At 64.5% G+C, this 22,456-nt stretch carries 14 protein-coding genes and 2 pseudogenes; 1 reads left to right on the forward strand and 15 read right to left on the reverse strand.

What is annotated here, in order from left to right; translation table 11 throughout:
- Positions 1 to 68: 68 nt before the first annotated feature.
- Together QFZ65_RS12545 and QFZ65_RS12550 are read right to left on the reverse strand one after the other, a co-directional pair.
- Positions 69 to 1,610, reverse strand: coding sequence for a DHA2 family efflux MFS transporter permease subunit (locus QFZ65_RS12545; protein WP_306910877.1), 1,542 nt, complete (start codon positions 1,608 to 1,610; stop codon positions 69 to 71).
- Positions 1,611 to 1,797: 187 nt separating this feature from the next.
- Positions 1,798 to 2,271: a MarR family winged helix-turn-helix transcriptional regulator gene (locus tag QFZ65_RS12550; RefSeq protein WP_306910878.1), complete on the reverse strand. Its 474-nt coding sequence runs from the start codon at positions 2,269 to 2,271 to the stop codon at positions 1,798 to 1,800.
- Between the two features lie 229 nt (positions 2,272 to 2,500).
- Here QFZ65_RS12550 and QFZ65_RS19120 point away from each other — a divergent pair.
- A pseudogene (locus tag QFZ65_RS19120) lies at positions 2,501 to 3,589 on the forward strand (MFS transporter); the annotation flags it as partial.
- A gap of 177 nt (positions 3,590 to 3,766) precedes the next feature.
- Here QFZ65_RS19120 and QFZ65_RS12555 read toward each other — a convergent pair.
- The 13 genes and pseudogenes from QFZ65_RS12555 to QFZ65_RS12615 form a co-directional block, all read right to left on the reverse strand.
- Positions 3,767 to 6,031, reverse strand: a complete 2,265-nt coding sequence (locus QFZ65_RS12555; RefSeq protein ID WP_306912570.1) for a gluconokinase, GntK/IdnK-type — start codon at positions 6,029 to 6,031, stop codon at positions 3,767 to 3,769.
- 68 nt (positions 6,032 to 6,099) lie between these two features.
- Entirely contained in the window at positions 6,100 to 7,329 is a 1,230-nt protein-coding gene (manD, locus tag QFZ65_RS12560; protein ID WP_306908445.1) for a D-mannonate dehydratase ManD, read from the reverse strand.
- Between the two features lie 53 nt (positions 7,330 to 7,382).
- Positions 7,383 to 8,801, reverse strand: a complete 1,419-nt coding sequence (gene uidB / locus QFZ65_RS12565) for a glucuronide transporter (RefSeq protein ID WP_306910879.1) — start codon at positions 8,799 to 8,801, stop codon at positions 7,383 to 7,385.
- Between the two features lie 58 nt (positions 8,802 to 8,859).
- Complete coding sequence (gene uidA, locus QFZ65_RS12570) at positions 8,860 to 10,683, reverse strand: beta-glucuronidase (RefSeq protein ID WP_306910881.1); 1,824 nt, start codon at positions 10,681 to 10,683, stop codon at positions 8,860 to 8,862.
- 207 nt (positions 10,684 to 10,890) lie between these two features.
- Positions 10,891 to 12,289 (reverse strand): annotated as a pseudogene (locus tag QFZ65_RS12575) (mannitol dehydrogenase family protein).
- 32 nt (positions 12,290 to 12,321) lie between these two features.
- Complete coding sequence (gene uxaC, locus QFZ65_RS12580) at positions 12,322 to 13,728, reverse strand: glucuronate isomerase (RefSeq protein ID WP_306910882.1); 1,407 nt, start codon at positions 13,726 to 13,728, stop codon at positions 12,322 to 12,324.
- 85 nt (positions 13,729 to 13,813) lie between these two features.
- Positions 13,814 to 14,875 carry a LacI family DNA-binding transcriptional regulator gene (locus QFZ65_RS12585; protein ID WP_306910884.1) on the reverse strand — a complete coding sequence of 354 codons (1,062 nt, stop codon included), beginning with the start codon at positions 14,873 to 14,875 and terminating at the stop codon, positions 13,814 to 13,816.
- Positions 14,876 to 15,016: 141 nt separating this feature from the next.
- Complete coding sequence (locus QFZ65_RS12590) at positions 15,017 to 16,183, reverse strand: Gfo/Idh/MocA family protein (protein ID WP_306910888.1); 1,167 nt, start codon at positions 16,181 to 16,183, stop codon at positions 15,017 to 15,019.
- A 59-nt stretch (positions 16,184 to 16,242) separates the two neighbouring features.
- The gene (locus QFZ65_RS12595; RefSeq protein WP_306910890.1) at positions 16,243 to 17,103 is read right to left on the reverse strand and encodes a sugar phosphate isomerase/epimerase; all 861 of its coding nucleotides are present in this window, start codon (positions 17,101 to 17,103) and stop codon (positions 16,243 to 16,245) included.
- A 66-nt stretch (positions 17,104 to 17,169) separates the two neighbouring features.
- The gene (locus QFZ65_RS12600) at positions 17,170 to 18,045 is read right to left on the reverse strand and encodes an ATP-binding cassette domain-containing protein (RefSeq protein WP_306910892.1); all 876 of its coding nucleotides are present in this window, start codon (positions 18,043 to 18,045) and stop codon (positions 17,170 to 17,172) included.
- The gene (locus QFZ65_RS12605) at positions 18,042 to 19,907 is read right to left on the reverse strand and encodes a dipeptide/oligopeptide/nickel ABC transporter permease/ATP-binding protein (protein WP_306910894.1); all 1,866 of its coding nucleotides are present in this window, start codon (positions 19,905 to 19,907) and stop codon (positions 18,042 to 18,044) included. Before QFZ65_RS12605 ends, QFZ65_RS12600 begins: the two co-directional genes overlap by 4 nt.
- Positions 19,904 to 20,845, reverse strand: coding sequence for an ABC transporter permease (locus QFZ65_RS12610; protein WP_306910897.1), 942 nt, complete (start codon positions 20,843 to 20,845; stop codon positions 19,904 to 19,906). Before QFZ65_RS12610 ends, QFZ65_RS12605 begins: the two co-directional genes overlap by 4 nt.
- Before the next feature lie 6 nt (positions 20,846 to 20,851).
- Positions 20,852 to 22,375, reverse strand: coding sequence for an ABC transporter substrate-binding protein (locus QFZ65_RS12615; protein ID WP_306910899.1), 1,524 nt, complete (start codon positions 22,373 to 22,375; stop codon positions 20,852 to 20,854).
- Positions 22,376 to 22,456: the final 81 nt, after the last annotated feature.

Consider the following 22,456-nt stretch of genomic DNA (forward strand, 5'->3'; position numbering starts at 1 on the left):
CCGTTCCGTGAGCACCAATGAAGGCTCCGTCCGCTGGACGGAGCCTTCATTGGTGCTACGAGGACGGCCTAGCGATGGCCGGTCAGGGCTTCGGCGGACTCCTCGAGCACCGTCCCGACGCTGTGGTGCTTCGGCTCGCGTATTGCGCCAATAACCAATGCGGCGATGACCGCACAGAAGGCTGCGGCGACCCATAGTCCTAGGTGCATTCCGTCGACGAAAGCACCGTTCACGCCGGGGAACCCCTCGAAAACAACTCCGGCGGATGCCCCTTCGATGGCGCCGGCGGGAAGGCTTGTCTTTGCCACGGCGGGGATCACCTGGCCAGCGACGATTGCGGACAGAATTGCGGTACCGATAGCGCCTCCGACCTGAATGCAGGTGGTCTGGAAACCGCTGGCCACACCGGCCAGGTGCACCGGCGCGCCTCCCACGATGAGGTCCGCGCCTGATGGAATGGCGAAGCCGGAACCGAACGCGATGATCACGAACGGCACCGCCGTCATCCAGTAGGGCGTGTCGACACCGACCAAGGTCAGCAGCGCCAGGCCTGCCGCCATCAGACCGAGGCCCATTGCGGCGACCCTGCGGGGGCCGATCTTCGCCGTGAGCAACGCTCCGATGGGTGCGGAAGGGATCGCGAAAAAGCTCATCGGCAGCATCATCAGACCAGCCGTGGCGGTGCTGTTGCCCAGGGAGTTCATCAGGAACAGAGTCAGCAGGAACGTGACGCCAAGGATCGAGAAGAAGTTGGCAACGAACACGAGACCACCAACGCTGACGCCGGCCGACTTGAAGAGATCCAGCGGGAGGAGCGGGTTGGCCACACGGCTCTCGACGATCACAAACAGGGCGAGCAGCACGATGGCGGCGACGAACACGCCGATCGTTGCGGCGCTCCCCCAGCCCCAACCCTGAGCCTGAACCACGGCGAAGACGACAGCAAAGAGTGCTCCCGCCAGCAGGATGATACCGAGAAAGTCGATGCGGCCACCCGTTTCGATAGCCGTTTCACGGACAACCAGAGCTGCCATAACGACACCCGCTATAGCAATCGGGACGTTGATGTAGAAGACCCACTGCCAGCCCGCGCTCTGTACCAACATGCCGCTTACCAGAGGGCCGCCAGCGATGGATACGGACGAGACGCCGCCCCAGATACCAACCGCCATGCCGAATTTCTCCCTTGAGAACGTTGACCTCAGCAGAGCGATGGTCTGCGGCATGAGCAGCGCTGCGCTCACGCCCTGCAGAGCGCGAAATACCAGCACGCCTTCGATGCTTCCGATGACGCCGATGGCAACGCTGGTGATAGCGAACAGGAGGACACCCAGAATGTAGACCTTCTTGCGGCCGAAGCGGTCGCCGAGCTTGCCCGCCGGGATAAGGCAGACAGCAAGCGCGAGAAGGTACGCGTTAATGACCCACTGCAACTCGCCGAAGGTGGCGTGGAGGTCGGCCTGGATTGCCGGGTTGGCGATGTGAACGACGGTGGAGTCGAGCCCCACCATGAAGAGGCCGAAGCACACGGCGATGAGGGTCAGCGCAGGTTTGCCCTGGCCGCGAGAAGGAGGAGCGCCGCTTTCGAGGGAGGCGGATACGGAGGCCACAGACATACTTCTTTCCTGGGTTAACGAATATGGTTATACAAGTATAACTATCTCGGCTTCCAGGTCGGCACGTGGACGTCGAATGGTGGGCCCTAGCCGAGGACGCACGATCGGGGGCACGGCGTCGGCATCCCCCACCGGTGTGGTTCCGCCCGGGGTAACGCGGCAGCAAAATATCTAGGAGGGCCTACTCCGGCTCGGCGAGAATTGCGGCGAGTCGCCGCAGCGCCGGGAGGCAGGCGGCAATCTGCCCACGCTCCTCGGGCGACAGCCGCCCACTGGCCGTGGCAAGGGCGTCGGCCCAGGCGCCCTCGAGCAGCACTTTAATCCGCTGCGACTCCGCAGTGGGATGAAGGGAGACGTAGCGCTTGTCGGCAGCATCACGGATCCGAGTGACAAGGCCTGCGGCCACCAGTTCACGGAGCTGAACGCTAACGTTGCTGAATTGCCTCCCTAGGCGGGCTGCCGCCTCCGCGACAGTGATGCCCGGGTGATTCTCGATCACTCGGAGGATTTCCAGCAGGCCGTTTGAGAGCGGCCGGACACCGGTTTCATTGTGCGACTTCCGTCGGACGTCGGAGGAGATGTCGATGATTGAGACGGCCACATCCCGAAGAGCCGCGACGTCTGCCGACCCGGACGTCCGGTCCACACTTTCCATTTCATAAGCATAGGCGCGGGACTGGCCGCAGCATCAATCTTCGGGACTTCATTGGCGAAGCCCGCTTCAACCACTTTCAGGCGGGCATGCTTTTCTGGGCCTGCTTCATCATTACCTCCGACATGTATGACCTGGTGGTCTACGGATCGGTCCTACCGGTCCTGATGAAACAGTGGTCCCTGGGCCCGTGCAGGCAGGCGCCATCGGAAGCTACGGACCTGTGGGCATGATGGTCGGCGCCATCCTCTTCGGGATCCTGGCGGACGGGTTCGGCCGGAAGAAGGTCCTCACCGCGAGCATCATCCTTTTCAGCGCCGCCACCGCCCTCAGCGGCTTCGCGCCGGGACCGACTGAGTTCTCGGTCCTCCGGGCAGGGCGGCCTCGGGATCGGCGGCATCCTGCCTACCGTCATTACGCGCCAAGGAAGCGCGCCAACACCATGGTGGCAGTGGTGATGTGCTTCTTCTCGGTTGGCGGAATCCTTGCAGCCTTCGTCGCCATGCTCCTCCTGCCCGCGTTCGGCTGGCAGAGTATCTATTGGGTTGCCGCGCTTCCCCTGCTTTTCCTGCCGTTCATGATGAAATACTTCCTCGACTCCCCCGCCATGCTCTTGCAGAAGGGGAACATCGGGGAGCTTCGGTCCGCGCTGTCCAAGATTAGCGGCCAGGCCATCCTCCCCGCTGAAGTGGAATTCACCGGGCTGCAGGAGCGGGAACCCGGCAGCCCCGTCAGTGCGCTGTTTAAGAACCGCCGTGCGCTGGGGACCCTCATGATCTGGGTTGCCTTCTTCATGTGCCTGCTGATGGTCAACGGACTGACCACCTGGCTTCCCAAGCTGATGGTCGAGGCCGGGTATGCGCTGAACTCAAGCCTGACCTTCACGATCGTCCTCAATGTGGGTGGCATCGTCGGCACCCTGGTCCTCGGCAGGCTCGCGGACGCTTGGGGCGTCAAACGGGTACTCGTCCCCATGTTCGTGATTTCCGCCGCCTCGCTGACACTCCTGGGCTTCGGCGACAATATGTCTGTGCTCCTGCTACTCGTGGCCATCACCGGCGCCTGCACCATGGGGGCACAGAATATCTCCTATTCGTTCGTGTCCCAGTACTACCCGTCCTTCATGCGCTCGACGGCCATCGGACTCGCCTCCGGTGTCGGTCGGATGGGCGCGATCGTGGGGCCGACGTTCGGCGGTATTCTGCTGACCCTCAAGCTGCCGGTGGCGATGAACTTCCTGTTCTTTGCCATCCCGGGAGTCGTCGCCGCCCTGGCCTTCCTGTTCGTTCCGCTCGCAGCGAGGGCAGGCGGTCGGTCCGCGGGACACAAAGATCAGCACACCAACAACGGTGCGCCGGTTCCGGCAGACGCGGTGTCCGAGGCCCGTAAAGGGCCTGACGACGTCGGCCCGGCATCTCCATATCGGGGGCCGGGCCGGGTATTTGCGGTCGCAGGGGATTTAGCGTGCGCCCGGAGCGCCTGGCTCCGGGCGCACTTCTTACAGCCTGGTATCGAAGGAATCGCAGAACACGTTCTCGTTGAACGTGCCCTGGAACTCCGACTTGCCACAGATCTTCTCGATGGTGGCCCGGATCGCCTCCCGGGTTCCGGCGTGGGCGTGGATGGCGGTCTTGACCATCGGCACGTCGATGAGGTGGTTGGGCTGGTTGAGCGAGACAAACACCGTGGGGACTTCGGTGACGTACCACGGGATCTCTGCGGCCATCGGAGTGGACCACTTGATCCGGATCGCTGCTTCCTGGGCAAAGCCCTTGACGCTGGCGAACACGAACGCGGCGTCATACTTCTCCGCGTAGTCGCCGGTGGCTTCCTCCGAGATGACGGACATGAAGTTCAAGCCGGTTTCCCCCGCGGCTTCGCGCTGATCTGCTGTCTTGAACAGGTGTACCTCGAAGCCGGTCCTTTCCAGCTCGTCCTTGACCGTGTCCAGGTAGGCCAGCGGGTCAGCGCGGGTGAAGTCCGCTCCACCGGAGATGCCATACAGGCGGATCCGCTTATGCGTCTCCGGCGTGATCGGCAGGTTGTTCGCGGTGTCCTTCACCAGGGTGACGGTCTTGTCCGCGATCTCTGCGGCGATGGCCCGGTGCGCCTCGCTGCCGATGACAGCCAGTGCTTCTGCCGGCGGCACCCGCTCCGCGGCAGGCTTGCGGTGCAGACCCAACGAGGCCTTGAGCGCCAGGATCCGTCGCAGCGCGTCGTGCAGGCGCTGCTCGGTGATGACCCCGGACTTGTAGCCGTCCAGCATGTACTGGAAGTCCTCCGCGGGGTTGCGGAAGAACAGGAACATGTCGCAGCCCGCGGCGATGGTGGCCGGCACCAGATCCTTGCGCTTCAACGCCTGCGTCAACCCAATCATCTGCGACGCGTCAGTCAGGATCAGCCCGTTAAAGCCCAGCTCGCCGCGGAGCAGGTCCTGGAGCAGTTCCGGCGACAGCGTGGCGGGCAGGATGTCAGCGTCCGCCATGCCCGGGCGGAAGTGCCGGGACAGTTCCGGCGCCCCGATGTGCCCGATCATGATGGACTGCACGCCGTGATCGATCATCTCGCGGTACACGTGCCCGTAGGTCCGGTTCCACTCCTCGTAGCCGAGGGTGTTGTAGGAGGTGACCACGTGCTGGTCGCGCTCGTCCATGCCGTCGCCGGGGAAGTGCTTCATGGCGCACACCGTTGGGGATTCGCTGATGCCGTCGAAGTACTCCTTGGCGCGCTCCACAACGATCTCGGGAGTGTTGCCGAAGGCCCGGGTGGAGATGACCGTGTTCCGCCAGTTGTAGTGGATGTCCACGATCGGGGCGAACGCCCAGTTGCAGCCTAGGGCCGCGGTTTCCACGCCGGCCACCTGCCCCATCTGGCGGGCGATGGACTTGTCCGGGTGCGATCCGGCCTGCAGGTGCGTGGACACGAACGTTCCATCGTCGCAGCTGCCGGCGCCGCCCATTTCCGGGTTTGAGGCCACCAGGAGCGGAATCCGGGTTTTGGACTGCGCGTAGCGGATGTGTTCCTGCACGGCGGCTGCGGGGCCGGGCCGGTACCGCATGCCCCCCACATGGAAGTTCTCCAGCACGCCGTCGAGGTACTCCGGCGAGTAGTCGTTGTTGTGGTTGATGAACAGCTGCCCGATCTTCTCTTCGAGGCTCATGCTGGCGATGGTGGATTCCACCCAGGCCACGGCGGCGTCGTCGAGGTTGAACGGCGCAGCCTGGAGGTCGACGTCGAACTGCCGGACCTGGGTGCTGGCAGCGCCGGAACCTCCAGTGCTGGAAGGTCCGACGGCGGCAATCCCCGCGAGGGCCTCCGGCACCACCTGCTGGACGGGAGCCGCGATGTCAACCACTACTCCGGCCTCGTCGGCCGCCAGCGGTTCCAGCGTTGCCAGCTGGGATTCGAGCAGCGCGGGCGGCATGAAGTGACCGGACCGGCCCTCGAGGCGCTGGCTGAGCACCTCCTTGGTGCCATGCAGGTGCAGGAAAATGGTGTCCGGCGCCTGTTCACGGATGGCGTCGCGGTAGCTGCGCCGCAGCGCGGAGCAAGCCAGGACCATACCGGCGTCGCCCGCGTCCCGAAGCTCTGTCCCGACTGTGGCGAGCCACGGCCAGCGGTCCTCGTCCGTCAGGGGTGTGCCGGCCGCCATCTTGGCGACGTTCTCCACCGGGTGGAGTGAGTCGCCGTCGAGGAAGGGTACGCCGAGCTGCCGGGCAACGAGATCACCGATGGTGGTCTTGCCGCAGCCGGACACGCCCATCACGACGACGCGGAGCTTCGACTGTCCGCCGGAAGTGGGTTTGCTGCTGGTTTCGGTGTTTGTCGTGCTCACCAGTCGTGGACCGTTCCGTCGACGAGGCGGTTGTAGGGCAGGTAGGCCTGCTGGTAGGGGTAGGCTGCCGCAGCTTCGGCGTTGAACTCGACGCCGAGGCCCGGCTCGTTCCCCGGGTGCAGGTAACCGTCCACGAACGTCATCGACTGCTCGAAGACCTCGTTGGTCTTGTCCGAGTGCTGCATGTACTCCTGGATCCCGTAGTTGTGGATCGCCAGGCCCACGTGCAGCTGCGCGGCGAACCCGACCGGGGAAATGTCCGTGGGCCCGTGGAAGCCGGACTTGATCTGGTACTGCGCGGCGAAGTCCATCACCTTCTTTAGCGGCGAGATCCCGCCGAAGTGCGTCGAGGCGGCCCGGACATAATCGATCAGCTGTTCCTTGATGATGGTCTGGTAGTCGTACACGGTGTTGAAGATTTCACCGATCGCCAGCGGCGTGGTGGTGTGCTGCCGGACCAGGCGCAGCGCCTCCTGGTTCTCCGCAGGAGTGCAGTCCTCCAGCCAGAACAGGTCGTACGGTTCGAGCGCCTTGCCGAGCTTCGCGGCCTGGATCGGGGTCATCCGGTGGTGGCCGTCGTGCAGCAGCGGGATTTCCGGACCGAACTCGTTCCGGACCGCCTCGAACACCGTCGGAAGGTGCCGCAGGTAGGCGCGGGTGTCCCAGTCCTCCTCCAGCGGGAACGCCCCGCGCCCGGCCGGTTCGTAGTCATAGCGCTCGCCCGAGGCCTGCGCCTGCGCCGCCACCCCGTACACAGCCTTGATCCCCGGCACCGCGGTCTGGATCCGGATCGACTTGTAGCCCAGCTCCAGATGCTCCCGCACGGAATCAAACAACGACTCCAGATCCGAGCCCGAGGCGTGCCCGTACGCACGCAGCCCGTTCCGCGACGCTCCGCCCAGCAGCTGGTACACCGGCATGCCCGCCAGCTTGCCCTTGATGTCCCACAACGCCATGTCCACGGCGGCGATCGCGGCCATCGTCACCGGGCCGCGGCGCCAGTACGAGGACCGGTACAGGAACTGCCAGGTGTCCTCGATCCGGTGCGGATCCTTTCCGATCAGCAACTGCGCAACGTGCTCCTTCAGGTACGCCGCGACCGCGAGCTCACGCCCGTTCAGCGTCGCATCCCCGATACCGGTGACACCGTCCTCGGTGGTGATCCGAAGAGTCACGAAGTTCCGGGACGGGCTGGTCACGAAGACTTCAGCGGCAATGATTTTCACGGCAGATCCTTTCAAAGCAAGGGCAAGGGCATGTAGTGGCAGCGGTGAGGGACTTAGTTGGAACTGGTGGTCTGAGGCGCAGCCAGGCTGGCAGTCGCGACAACAGGGGCAGTCCCGATGGTGGACGTGCCGGCGGCGGCATCGCTGACGCGGTGGGCCTGAATCTCGGCCAGGATTTCGGCGTGCTTGGCGTCCGTGAGTTTGTACTTGGACATGACCAGGACGGCCAGGATGGTCATGACGGCGGGCAGGGCGCCGGCGGCGATCTGGATTCCGAAAACAGCCTCCGCTGTCTGGGTGGCGCCCGATTTGTAGCCGCCGAGGGCCAGTGCGTAAGCGGCGAGGGCTCCGCCGACTGCCTGCCCGGTCTTGCGGGTGAAGGAAAACAACGCGTAGGTGATGCCTTCGGTGCGGACGCCGGTCTTCCATTCGCCGTACTCCACGGTGTCGGCTTCCAGCGCCCAGACGACGATGTTGACGGCGAGGACGCCCAGGACGCTGATTAGCAGGCCGCTGAAGCCGACCCAGACCTGCGTGGCGGGGGTCAGGAAGATGATGGCTCCGCCGAGGACGGTCAGCAGCGAGGAGTAGATGTACACGCGCTTCTTGCCCACGTTGCGGACCAGTGCGGGCATGAATCCGGCCAGCACGAAAGTAAGGACCAGCTGGACGATCGAGAGCACCGGGTACAAATCCAGCCGGCCCAGGACGTCGCGCAGGTAGTAGAGCTGCACCGAGGTCAGCGCCAGGTAGCCGGTGAGGAAAAAGAAGGAGCTCAGGCACAGCATCAGCAGCGGCTTGTTGCCTTTGAGCGTGTCCATGCTCTGTTTGAAGGTGACGTTGGGGACGTTCCGGTGTACGCGTTCCTTGGCTGTTAACACCGTGAAGAAGTAAAGGGCCGTCCCAATGACCACAAAGACCAGGGTGATGGTGGTGAATGTTCCCTGGAGGTTGGCTCCCGGCTTGACCAGCGGGGCTACGAAGATGCCCAGGGCAGAGCCCACCAGGAGTGCGCCGATCATGCGGGCAGAACCGAGTTTGGCGCGCTCCCCCGGGTCCTGCGTCATGGCACCGGCCAGGGAGCCGTAGGGGATGTTGACCAGGCTGTAGGCCAGGCCCAGGGCCGCGTAGGTGACGTAGGCGTACAGCAGGGTGCCGGACTCGCCGAGCTGCGGCACCGAGAATGTCGCCACGCTGAGCAGGAGCAGTGGAACGGAGCCGAACATGATGAAGGGACGGAACTTGCCAAAGCGCTTGCTGAAGGCCCGGTCCACCACCCGCCCGGCGAACACGTCAGCGAAAGCGTCGAAGACGCGCACCGCCAGCAGGAGTGTGCCTGCCGCTGCCGCGGAGATGCCCGCAACGTCGGTGTAGTAGACCAGCAGGAACATGGTGGCGGTGGTGAAGGCGAGGTTGTTGGCGGCATCGCCGGCGCCGTAGCCGATGATGCTGAGCTTGTTCAGCTTTTTCATGAGGTGGGCTCCTTTACCCAAGTGTCTGCCCGGGGGCAGCCAGAAATAGTGAAAAATGCTAGGGGTTGGTGATCTTCTTGTCGCTGCCGTTCTTGATGCCGGCCAGCGCGGTCCAGCGCTGGCGGAGGGCATAGGCGGCGGGCTTGGGCCGGCGGTCGCGGGCGAAGACGCCCTTCTTGTTGCCGTCGACGCGCATGATGCCGTTGGACGTCTGGAAATCTGCGAAATTCCAGACCTGCTCGCCCACCATGGCGTCCACACGGTCAAAAACCCGGTGGTACATCGCCAGGAAAGCGGCCTGGTATTCCTCGCTCCAGGGCTGCTCGTAGATGGAGTGGAAGCCCGGCATGGTATCCGGCCCGTATTCGGTCATGATCATGGGTTTGCCGTATTTGGCTTCCCATTCCCGCAGTTCCTTCTCCAGGACCTGCTCAGCTGTCTCCAGGTCCCCGTTGTTCAGGTACCAGCCGTAATAGCGGTTGAGCATGATGACGTCGAAGAGGTCGCCGAGCAGTTCCTTGTCCGGGGTGTCGAACATGACGTTGACGTAACCCACGGGACGGGTAGGGTCCAGCTGCCGGGTCAGTTCGGCCAGCGGCTGGAAGTACTCGCGGGCGCCTTCTTCCGAGCCGTTGGGCTCGTTGGCGATGGACCAGATGACGACGGAGGGGTGATTCTTGTCGCGGGCCACCAGCTCCCGGATGGCCTGGCGGTGGTTCTCGGCGGTGTTGCCGTCCACCCCGCCCTCGACGTACGTGTTCTTCGCGATTCCGCCGAAGACGGCCCCGAAGCCCAGGTGCAGCCCGACGGCGGCGGTTTCGTCGATCACCACGATGCCGTGGCGGTCGGCAAACTCCATGACTTCGTCGGCATAGGGGTAGTGCGAGGTGCGGAAGGAGTTGGCGCCCACCCAGTCCAGGAGCTGGAAGTCGTTGATCATCTGCGCGTTGCTGTGGCCCTTCCCGATGGCCACATGGTCCTCGTGCATGCCGAAGCCGGTGAAATAGAACGGTTCGCCGTTGATGAGGAATTCCTTGCCCCTGACCTCAACTGTCCTGACTCCCACCGGGAGGGTGTAGCTGTCCAGCAGCCGGCCGCCGTCGTGGATCTCAGCGGTGAGGCTGTACAGGTAGGCCGCCCCCGGCTTCCAGAGCACGACGCCGTCAATCACCAGGGCGCCGTGGGCGCCTTCAGCCGCGGCGACCTCCGCGCCGTCCGCATCGCGGAGCGTGACCCTGATGGCCTCGTTTCCGGTGCCGCCGGCGGTGGCGACCCTGTAATCCACGCTGCCGGTGTTGCCCTCAAAACCTGTCACCACCGTGATGTCGTCCACGGTAAGGGCAGGGGTGCTGTAAAGCCAGACGCTGCGGTGCAGCCCGGCGTAATTGTAGAAATCATGGAGGTAGCTCTGCTGGCGGCGTCCGTCCTCGGTAACGGTGATGCTGCCCGGCGGAATGGTGGCCTGGGTGAGCTCATTGTTCACGCAGATGGTCAACCGGAAAACCTGGCCCGGCGGCACGTGCTCGGTGATGTCGGCGCTGAACGGCATATAACCGCCGGTGTGCTCGGCCACCAGCACGTGATCAACCCAGACCATGCCCTCGTGAGTGGCGGAGTCGAGCCGTACATGGATCCGCTCCCCCGCCCAGCCGCGGGGAACCCGCACCTCGCGCTGATACCAGACGTAGCCCACGTGATCGCGGATGGCCTTGTCCGGGAAGACATCGTTGTAGCTGGCCGGAACACCCATTTCCAGGTCGGTCTCCAGCGCCTTCTTGAACCATTCCTGGGCGTGGCCGGTACGGTCGAAATCCACCTTGAAGCGGTAGATGCCGTCGAGGTTGACCAACTCGCGGGTTTCGCTGGCCTGGGGCTTGAGCATTTGCGGGATTCCTATCGCGTCATTGCGGGCTGAGCCGGAGGATTTTCGGGAGGACCGGCGGTGCGCCGGGTTTCTGCCCGTGTTGTAATCCTAGTCATTTGGCAATCAAATGGCAAGCGGTTGCCAGTAGTTGACGCTTCAGGGAAACATCGCTGCCCGGCTCCCTATGGCAAGGGGAACCGGGCAGCGGTGCGTGCGCGGAGGACGCTACCGGGAGACAGCCAGCTCCCCGAACGTTCCGCACAGGTCTTCAACCAGGCCAACGACGGCAGCGTCCGCGGCCATAACCGGGTCCACCAGCCTGAGCAGCGCGCAGATCCTTTCGGCACCGCTGAGCCGGTTGGCTGCGGCGATGTCTGCAGCCAGCGGATCCTGGACTGCGGTGGCACACGCGCAATAGTCCACCCACGCCGCGATCATGAGCGCAGCGGCGGCCCCGGACCGGTCCTCCGCGCGTTCAGCCCGCAGCACCGGAACGGCGCGCATCCGCAGCTTGGTGCTGCCGTCCGTTGCAATTTGCGCAAGATGATGGGCAATCCGGGCGTTGCTGAAGCGCGCCAGCAGGGCAGCACGGTATGCCGGGATCTGCAGGTCGACGGTAGCTCCCTCCCCTCGGGACAGGCTTGCCTCGGCCTCGTCCCAGAACGCTTCAACGGCCCGCCGACATGCGGGATCGGCCAGGGCCTGCGCCACCGTGGCGTGTCCCCGAAGCTGGCCTGCGTAGGCCAGCAGCGAGTGCGCGCCGTTCAAGAGCCACAGCTTGCGGTTTTCGTAGGGTTCGATGTCGTCGACGAACACGGCACCGGCGTCTTCCCAGCGTGGCCGTCCCGCCGGGAAGTCCCCGCTGAGCACCCAGCTTGAGAAGGGTTCGGCCACCACCGGGGAATTGTCGCGGTAGCCGCAGCGGGCTTCCACGGCAGCAAGATCCTCCTCCGTAGTGCGCGGAGTGATCCGGTCCACCGAGGTGCTGACGAAACTGACAGTGGCGCCGATCCATTCGGGCCAGGCCCTGGTCCCAGGCCCTCGCCATGCCCACTACGGCGTTGCGCGCCACGGTGCCGTTGTCGGAGAGGTTGTCGCAGCACACCACGGCAAGCGGGCCGGCTTCCGAAGCCCTGCGGGCGGCCAGGGCCAGCACCAGCCGGCCCAGCGGCGTCGCAGGGGCTTCAGTTCCGGACTCCAGCGCCGCAAGGTCTGCCACGACGTCCGCAGCCATCCGGTCCAGCTGCCCGTCGACGCCGAGCCTGTATGCGGCTTCGGTGATGGTGAGGGTGACGACGGCCGTGGCGGGGGCGCCAACCAGCCCGGCCAGCCGTTGCACCTGGGCCCCGTCAACCGCCTCCACGATGCTGCTGACCACGCTGAACGAGTCGCCGCCGTCGGCGCGTTCCACCACGGTGTACAGGCCGTCCTGCTCCGCGAGGGCCAGCGCGGCGTCGGGGCGGCGGCCGGTGAATGAGGCGATGCCCCAGCCGGCGGCGTCGCCCGCCTGGTGCGTGTACCAGGCCTGATGTGAGCGGTGGAAGGCTCCCAGCCCCAGGTGGACAATGCGGACCGGGGCCTTGGCGGCTGGCCGCAGGCTGCGGTTCAGCTGGGGAAGGCCCACGGCGGCTGTGGTTGGGGACTGCAGTTCAGTGCTCACAGTTTGAAGACCCTTCTGGGTGATCCGTCGACGATGTCGACGATCAGTTCGTGGGCGCGTTCCTCGCTGACCCGGTGCTCCGCGACAAGCCTGGCCAGGAAGGAGGCCTCAATCCGGCGGGAGGCGTCATGGCGTGCAGGGATGGAGCAGAACGCGCGGGTGTCATCGATGAAGCCGGACGAGCGGGAGAATCCGGCGGTCTCTGTGACGGCAGAGCGGAAGCGCATCATGGCGTCCGGCGCATCCAGGAACCACCACGGGGCTCCCAGGTACACGGAGGGGTAGAAGCCCGCCAGCGGCGCGAGTTCGCGGGAGAACACGGTCTCATCCAGGGTGAAGAGCACCAGGTGGAAGTCCTTGGCAGTGCCGAAGTCCTGCAGCAGCGGTCGGATCGCCTCGGTGTAGTTGATGGCCACGGGGATGTCATGGCCGGTGTCCGCGCCGTAGGCGTTGAACGTAGGTTCGTGGTGGTTGCGGTAGGAGCCGGGGTGGATGGTCATGACCAGGCCGTCCTCAACGGACATCCGGGCCATCTGGTACATCATGTGGGCCTCGAAGTCGTCGCGGTCCCGGGCCGTGGCCTCGCCGGAGCGCGCACGGTCGAAAAGCTTCGCCGCGTCGCTGTCATCGAGCTTGAGGGTTGCGGGCGTGCGGACGCCGTGGTCAGCGGAGACGGCGCCGTGTTCCACAAAATAGCGCCGCCGGTTCTCCAGAGCGGTGAGATAGCCGGCGTAGCCGGTGCCGCCGTCGCCCGCTGCCGCAATAAGCCGGTCCACGTTGGACTGCCACTGGGGGTGGCCGATGTTCAGGTAGGCGTCCGGGCGGAAGGTGGGCAGGACGCGGCCGTGGAACGTGGGATCCTGGGATATCGCCTTGTGGCTGGCGAGGCTGTCCAGGGGATCGTCCGTTGTGGCCAGCACCTCGATGTTGAAGTCCTTAAAGAGCTGGCGGGGCCGGAAGCCGGGTTCCCGCAGCTTGGCGGAAATCGCATCGTAGCTGGCGTCGGCAGTGTCTGCTGTGATCTCGTGCTGGAGACCGAAGACGGTGGCGAACTGAGTGCGGAGCCAGTAGCCGGAGGCAGTGCCTTCGAACAGCGGCCAGGCCTTGCAGAACTCGTGCCAGACGGCCCGGGAATCAGCGGTAGCGGTTTTTGAGTCGCGAAGCCGGTCCATCGGAACGCCGCTGGCATGGATTAGCCGGGTGACGTAGTGGTCCGGACTGACCAGCAGCGCTGCGGGATCCGGAAAAGGGCTGTTGTGCTCGATGACTGCAGCGTCCACGTGCCCGTGCGGGGAGATGATGGGAAGGTCCTGGACCCGCTGCAGGAGGTCTCGCGCAATGCTGCGCGTTCCGGGATCAGCGGGCAGGAGCCGGTCTGGTTTGGCGGCAATCGACTCTGACATAGCTCAATGGTCCGGCTTTTAAGACCGTTTTGTCAACCGGTTGCCAAGAATTGCCAAGGCCGGACCGTTCGTCCTGCGGCGAGAGCTAGCCGGCGGGCAGCAGGCGTCCGCTCGAGCCACGCAGCACCAGCTCGGTTTCCACGCGGAGGGTGCCGGCAGGTTCCCCTGTGCCGTGCAGGAGGTCCAGCAACAGGGTAGCTGCGCCCGAGCCGCACTCGCCCAGCGGAGAGCGGACGGTGGTCAGCGGCGGTGTGGTGAAGTCTGCCCCGAAAATGTCATCGAAGCCCACGATGCTGATCTGGTCCGGCACCACGATGCCCGCGGCCTGGAGTTCCTGCATGAGCCCGATGGCCAGGAGGTCGTTGTACGTCAGCACGGCAGTGACGCCGCTGGCGCGGACATCGCGCGCCACCTGCCTGCCGCCGTCGACGGTGGGCCTGGTGGAATCCAGCCGCACGGCCTCCAGCCGGGACCATTCGCAGGCTGCCAGCACGCCTTCCCAGCGGCGGGCGGACATCCAGGACTTTTCCGGGCCAGCGACGAAGGCAACTTTCTTATGCCCGTTGGCGGCGAGGCTGCGCACTGCCTCGCTGATGCCCTTGTTTACGTCGGGAACGACGCACGGCAGGCCATCGACTTCCCGGTTTATGACCACCACCGGCTTGTCGTCGGCGAGCGCGCGGATATTGTCGTCCTGCATGCGGGGGCTTGCCAGGATGAGGCCGTCCACCGTGGCCATCAGCCGGCGGGCCGCCGTAAGTTCGGTGACGCCAGACTCTGCGGACTCGGCCAGCACGAGGGTGTAGTTCCGTAGCGTGCCCGTGGTCTGCGCCCCGCGGATAATGTCGAAAAACGTGGGGTTGGTGATGTCGGCGACGATGAGCCCGAAGGTGTTGGTCCGCCCCGTGGGCAGCGCCCGCGCGAACGGGTTGACCTGGTAGTTGAGCTCGGCGGCGGCATCCTCGATAAGCTTCTGCGTCTTGGCGCTGACCCGGCCGGGTTTACTGAGTGCACGGGACACGGTGGAAGGGTTTACGCCCGCAATCTTGGCAATGTCGTAGATGGTGGGGCTGCTTTTCCCGTCCCGGGTGTGCTTTTTGGCCGGCCCTGCTGCTGTGGGCGCTTCCGGCTTGTTGGGTTCAGTCACCGCCCCATCCTAACGACGAAACACGCCGCCCCGGCCGCAGTTAGTGCCGTTTTGAGGTTCAAACCGGCACTAACTGCTGGTCGGTTGGGCTGGCGGTTCCCACGCATGCCGCCATCGGTTGCCGGCGCGGTTGTTTCCGGACTACACGCGCTCGGGGAACTTTCCTTCCTCGGCGATCCGCTTGTTGAGCTCGGCGAGGAACTCGTCCTCGTCGAAGTCCAGGCCCACTTCCCTGCCCGTCCAGCTGGAAAGGTGGATGGCGTTGGCGAGGCGGACGCCGTTGATGCCGTCGGACCCCGGGGCCAGCAGCGGGGTGCCGTCCAGGATGTTGGCGGCAAAGTTCTCCAGGACGCCGGAGTGCTGGGCCCCCCAGGCGGATTCGAACTCCACGACTTCGGTGTGGTAGTACTCCTCGGGGTTCAACTCACCCATGAAAAGCTTGCGGACATCGTCCATGTCCATACCGTCGCTGAGTTCGCGTTCGGGCTTGACGAGGCGGGTCACGGTGGCGGTCTTGGAGCCTTCGACGACGATCTTGCCCTGGTCGCCCAGGATCTCGAAGCGGTCCGTGCCGGTCAGGTCGTGCGTGGCGGTGACGAAAACGCCGGTAGCGCCGTCGCCGTAGTCCACCACGGCGGTTACTTCATCTTCGACCGCGATGTCGCGGCGGAAGCCGTAGGCCACCTTCGCGTACACAGACTTCGGCACGCCACAGATCCACTGCCACAGGTCCAGCTGGTGTGGTGCCTGATTAACCAGGACGCCGCCCCCTTCGCCGCCCCACGTGGCGCGCCATTCGCTGGAGTTGTAGTAGCCCTGCGGACGCCACCAATTGGTGATGATCCAGTTGGTGCGTCGGATCTTGCCGATTTCGCCGTCGTCGACGATCTCTTTGAGCTTCTGGTACAGCGGGTTGTTGCGCTGGTTGAACATGATCGCAAAGGACAGTTCGGGCTTGCTGGCTGCAAACTCGTTCAGCTCCCTGACCTGCTTGGTGTAGACGCCGGCGGGCTTCTCCACCAGTGCGTGGATGTTGCGCTTAAGCGTCTCGATGCCCATCTCGGGGTGCAGGAAGTGCGGAACGCACGTGACTACGGCATCGACGTCGCCGCTTTCCAGCATGGCGATGTAGTCCTCGTAGAACGGCGAGTCAGGGTACTGCGAAGCCGCAAGTTCTTTCTTGGCAGGATCGATATCGCAGATGGCACCGATTTCCATGTTGGGGACCAGGCCCTCTTTGATGAACTTGGCGTAGGCACCGCCCTGCTGGCCCAGGCCGATGATGCCGAGCCGTACTTTCTTACTCACAGTTTGATTTCCTTTCTTGTTGGTTGGGCTTGCGGGAGCCGGAGAGCCGGCATCAATGGTTAGAAAAGGTCGGCGTGGCCCATGGCCACCAGGTTGTCGTACGAGGTCTGCAACGCATCCCAGACGGTGCGGCCGTACAGCTGGTCCTGCTCCACGAGCAGGTACTGGGCGCCGGCGGCCTGCGCGGCCGGGATGATGGCCGGGAAGTCCAGGTTGCCTTCGCCCACTTCCGCGAACTGGACGACGTCCTTGAACTCGGCCATAAAGCCCGCGAAGTCGCCGGATTCAAGAAGCCCGAAGGCCGATTGGGGCAGCTCCCCGATGCGGTAATCCTTCAGGTGCACCATGGCGGTGCGTCCGGCGTACTTCGCGAGGGTCCGGACGGGGTCAAGTCCGCCGCGCTGCACCCAGTGGACGTCGATTTCCAGGCCCATGGCCGGGGAGTTCTCCGCAATGATGTCCAGCATGTATTTGCCGTCGAACTTCGCGAACTCGATGTGGTGGTTGTGGTAGTACAGGGCGATGCCGTGCTCCTGCAGGCGCTCGGCGTACTCGTTGGCCAGTTTGGCGAAGTCGACCACGGCGCCGATTGACTTCATGGCCGGGAAGGGAAGCATCCCGATCCGCAGGAGCGTGGTGTCGAGGCGTTTTGCGTCGTCGATGATCTTGTCGAAATGGTCCTTTAGCGAATCGCCGGGCATGCCCTTGGGCGTTTCCATTGCGACCGACAATGCCGCGATGTCCATGCCCAGGTCCCTGCGGGACCGGTCCAGTTCGGTGACGTTCTCCGCTGTCATCGGGATCTGGGAGATTTCGACGGCGTTGTAGCCGATCGCGCTGACCTTCCGGAGCGTCTCGAACGCGCCGAGTTCCGTGAAGCTTTCTTTGAGCATCATCGCTTGTACGCCAATGGTGGCCACTTGTTCCTCCGTAATGTTCCGGGCCCGGTCAGGGCCGCTTTGCCGGTCTGGTTGGTTCGCGTGCTGCTAGGCGACGGCGCCGGCCTGTTCGTGCTGATTCCGCTGGCTTTCCAGCAGCCGGTGACGATCGGCCCGGCGCTGCTCCTGCCGGTCCGGATCGGGTACCGGGGAGGCCAGCAGGAGACGCTGGGTGTAGGGGTGCTCGGGGTCGCGGGTTACCACCGCGGCCGGTCCCTGTTCGACGATCTGGCCGTGGTACATGACGGCCACGCGGTGGCTGATGTGCCGCACGACGTCCAGGTCGTGGGAGACAAAGAGGTAGGAAACGCCGGTGTCCTTCTGGATCTGCAGGAACAGGTCAAGGACACGGGCCTGGGTGGACAGGTCAAGTGCACTGACGGGTTCGTCGCAAACGATCAGTTTCGGTGAGAGCGCGAGTGCCCGGGCGATGGCGATGCGCTGGCGCTGGCCGCCGCTGAACTCCCGTGGCAGGCGATGGATGGCATCCGAGGGAAGCCCCACCTGGTCGAGCAATTCCTTGACGCGCTTCCTGGCCGCTGTCTGCTCCAGGCCCTGCACTCCGAGGGGTTCGGCGAGGATGGCGCCGATCTCGAGGGCGGGGTTCAGGGAGGTGTACGGGTCCTGGAAGACCACCTGGAGGTCCCGGCTCAGGGTCCGCCGCTGCTTACGGGTGGCGTGGCCGATGTCGCGGCCTTCGAACGTGATCCTTCCGGCAGTCACGGGGGCCAGGCCAAGGACGGCACGGCCCAGGGTGGTCTTGCCCGAACCGGACTCCCCTACCAGGCCAAGCGTCTCGCCCTGCCCGATGGAAATGTTGACGTCCGTGAGCGCTCGGAACGGCTTAGCGCGGAACTTCTTGCTGGGGTACTCAACCACCAGGTTCTCTACTGTCAGGAGCGGGGCGTTTTCCGACGTGCTCATGCGACCGGTTCCTTCTGGCTGGATACAAGCATGGACATGGGGGTTTTGCCTTCGAGCATGGACGCCAGCAGGGTCCGGGTGTACTGCTCTTTGGGGTTGCGGAGGATGTCGCGGACGGATCCTTCCTCGACGAGGCGGCCGTTCTGCATGACGGCCACGCGGTCGCAGAGGTCTGCCACCACACCGAAGTTGTGAGTCACCAGGATGACGCCGATGTTCAGCCGCCGCTGGAGCTCGCGCAGGAGGTCGAGCACGTCGGCCTGCACGGTGACGTCCAAAGCCGTGGTGGGCTCATCGGCGATCACCAGGTCCGGTTCGCAGCTGATGGCACCGGCAATGAGCACACGCTGGGCCATGCCTCCGGAGACCTCGTGGGGGTAGGCGCTGAAGGTCCGTTCGGGGTTGGTGATTCCGACGTCGGCCAGGAGTTTCAGCGCGCGCTTGCGGGCTTCTTCCTTGGGGATTCCGAGGACGCGCACCATCGGCGTCACGAGCTGGTAGCCGATGGTGAAAGCGGGGTCCAGGTTGCTCATGGGCTCCTGCGGAATGTAGGAGATCCTCTTGCCGCGAAGCTTGGACAGCCGTGCCTGATCGACGCGCTCCTCACCCGGGGCGACGGTGTAGTTGCCGTCGAACTGGATGGAACCGGCCACAATGCGGGCGTTGTCCGGAAGCAGACCCAAGATGGAGAACGCGGTCTGGGACTTGCCTGATCCGGATTCACCCACGATGCCGAGAATCTCGCCGCGGTCCACGTGGAAGGAGACGTCATCCACCACCTTTTTGATGGAACCGTCGGCCTGGGGGTACCCGACGCCGAGGTTGGTCACCTTCACGAGGTGGTGCTCCGTGCCTGACTTGACTGTGGCCACAGGCCGCCCGCCAGCGGCGCGTAGCGGGCGCGCCGCGGCGGGTGCCGCCGTCGTGCCCTTCAGCTGGGCCGCTTTCTTGCGGTGCTTGACCTTTTCTCCGTCTTCCAGGGCGTCGCGGATGGCGTTGCCCAGCAGGACCAGCCCCCCAATGGTCAACGCCATGGCGAGTGCCGGCCAGAAGAGCAGGGTCGGGTTCAGGTAGACGTTCTTGAAGCCCTCCGAAAGCATGACGCCCCAGGTTGCCTTGGTGGGATCGCCCAGGCCCAGGAACTCCAGTCCGGACTGGATCGCGATGGCTACGCCGGCAATGGCCGCCGTCTGGATGATGATGGGTGCCCGGACCACGGAGAAGATATGGCGGGCGATGATGCTCAGGTCCGAAAGCCCGGAAACCCTGGCGGCGTCCACGTACAGCTCGTTGCGCACAGACTGGACGGCGGTGCGGGTCAGCCGGAAATAGGACGGGCTGATGAGGATGCCGAACGCGATCATGGAAATCCATACCGAGGGGCCGAAGGCCGCCCGGATCGTCAGCAGCACAATCAAGCCGGGCAGGCTCATGAGGATGCTGACCATCCAGTTGGAAACTGCCTCAAACTTGCCGCCGTAATAGCCCGCGATCAGGCCTGCCGGAAGTCCGATGGCGATGGCGACGCCCGCACAGAGCAAGGCGGAGAGGAGCGTCAGCTGCGCACCGAACAGCAGGCGGCTCCAGACATCGCGCCCGGCGCTGTCCGTTCCCAGAATGTTCACCGCGTCCGGGGCGGCCAGCGTCTTGGCGATGTTGGAGTAGTTCTCCTGGAAAGGTGCCAGGACCGGAGCCAGGATGGCCAGCAGCGAGATCGCCAGCAGGATGGCCATCGCAATGATGCCCAGCGGGTTCTTGAGCAGGCGCCGGATCACAGTGGAGCGGACCACTGTGCCGCTCTGCCCGGTATGGAGGGAGGGAGCAGGGGCGGCAACGGCCGCGGTTTCTACAGAGTCACTCATGACACACGTACCTTCGGGTTGAGCCAGCCATTGAGAATGTCCACCAGCAGGTTCACCACGATGACGACGACCACCGTGTACATCACGACGCCCATCACCACTGGAAGATCCGACTGGCCGGTGGCTGTGACCGCGAGAGGACCCATGCCCGGCAGGGCGAAGATTTGCTCGATGATGACCACACCGCCAAGCATGCCGATCAGCTGCAGACTAAGCACCGTCAGGCCGGCCGGGGCGGCACTGCGCAGCACGTGCCTGAACAGGATCTCCCGCTCGCCGATGCCGCGGCTGCGCAGGGTACGGACGTAGTCCCGCTCAAGCTGCTTGATGACGGCGCTGCGGATCTGCTGTGCACCGCCGGTGACGCCGTTGACCAGCAGGGCTATCACGGGAAGGGACATGGAATATACCCACGCCTCGGGTCCGGCTTCAGGGGAAATGGTGCTCGTCGCCGGGAAGAGGCCCAGCTGGATGGCCAGGATGGTGACCAGGATGACGCCGATCACAAACCCCGGAATGGAGTCTCCGATGATGGCGCCAACCTGGACCACCCTGTCCACCCAGCCGCGTTTGACGGCAGCGATAACACCAATGAGTGCGGCACAGACTGCGATCAGGATCATTGCGGCGAAGACCATGGTCATGGTCACCGGAATCCGGGTGGCAAGCGAGTTGGCCACCGGCTCGGACGTGAACCACGAGGCACCAAGGTTCCCGCCCAGCGCATCGGCTACCCAGGAGAAGTAGCGGACCGGCAGCGGCTGGTCCAGCCCCAGCTCCTGTTCTTTCATCGCCACCTGCTCCGCGGTGGCCTGGTCGCCAAGGATGTTCCTGGCGATACTCCCGCTGGAGACGTACAGCAGGAAGAACGTGAGGGCCGAGACAACGAACAGCACCACCAGCCCGCTGCCCAGCCTTTTCGCAATGAACCTGATCATGGTGTCCTACTTGGCCGGGGAGTAGTTGTAGATGGACGGAACGGCCTGCTGGATCTGCGGAGTCACGTTCACCTTGGAGTTGTGGTAGTACATCTGGTTGACGCGGAACAGCGGAGCGAACCACGCCTGTACAACTACGTACTTGTTCACTTCCTGCGCCAGTTTGCCTGCATCGGCGCCGCCGTTGCGCACGGCGGCGATCTTGGCCTCCAGCTCCGGCGTCTTGTTCTTGAAGGGGTTGTAGAGCGCCTTGGTGGAGACGATCTGGTCCATGGCAACCGTGGGCTGGCCCTGGAAGAGCGAGAAGAAAATGGTGGTGAACTTCTGCGCGGCGATATCGGCCGTATACGTGTTGGTCAGTGCCGCGCCGACCTTGAGGGTGATTCCGACGTCCGCAAGCTGCTGCGTGATGACGGAAATCTGGGTTTCGAAACCGGGCACGCTCGGGATCTCCAGGATGACGCCCTTTTCAAAGCCTGCTTCCTTCAGAAGCTGCTTGGCCTTGGCCGGATCGTAGGCGTAGTAGTTTTCCAGCTCTTCCATCCAGGCGCCGCTGGCCTTGCCGAACGGCTGCGACGTCGGGGTGCCCTGACCCAGCATGACCTGGTCCAGGATGGTCTTGCGGTCAAAGGCATAGTTGATGGCCTGGCGGACCTTGACGTTCGCCAGCGCCGGGTTCTTGGCACCTTCACGGTCCAGGAGGAGCAGCCCCTGCCAGTCAACCTCGTTGGCGGCCAGTTTCATTTTGGCGCCCTCGGCCTGCTTGCCGTTCTTGGGATCCAGGAGGGTGGCGTCCACCTGTCCGGAGACCAGGGCGTTGGTGCGGGCAGTGAGGTCGGTCAGGACCTTGAACGTCAGTTTCTGGTACTTCTGAAGGTCCTTGTTCCAGTAATCCTTGCGGGCAGTGAAAACCGTCTGTGAGTCCTTGACGGACGCCGCCTTGTCCATCACGTAGGGGCCGGAGCCGACCGGTTCGGTCTTGATGCCTTCGGTGCCCAAGGCTTTGGGGCTGCCCATCAGGCCTGCGGCCTGGCTCAGGGAATACTCCAGCGCCGGGTCCGGCGCCGTGAGGTTGACGTCAATGGTGTCGGCGTCCACGACGGTCACGTCCTTGACGGAGGCGAGCTGAGCCATCTGTGGACCGTTGGCTGTTTTGAAGTGGTCCATGTTGGCCTTGGCGGCCTCGGCGTCGAACTTGGCGCCGTCGCTGAACGTCACGTCCGAGCGCAGGTCCAGGGTGAGCTTGGTGTTGCCGGCGTTGTACTTCCACGCCGTGGCCAGCATCGGGCTGAGTTTGCCGTCGGGCTCTCGCAGGATGAGCGTGTCATACACCGCCTGGTACGGCTGCAGGACATGGCCGACGTGCGCTTGGGCCGGGTCCCATGAACGTACGTCCTGGATAGTGCCGAGGGTCAGTGCTGTGGGGGCGGCGGCGGCCGGACCGGAGTTGGCAGCACCGCCGCAACCGGTCAGGGCGAGGGATGCGCTGAGAGCAAGGGCGGCTGCTGCCGTTTTGGGACCTAACTTCATTGTTGGCTCCTGAATCTGTCGAACGTGAGACTTGCAGACGAAGGCCGGTGTGGTGTTGGCCACACCGGCCTGGTGACATTC

The sequence above is a fragment of the Arthrobacter sp. B3I9 genome, assembly GCF_030816935.1.
Classification (GTDB): domain Bacteria; phylum Actinomycetota; class Actinomycetes; order Actinomycetales; family Micrococcaceae; genus Arthrobacter.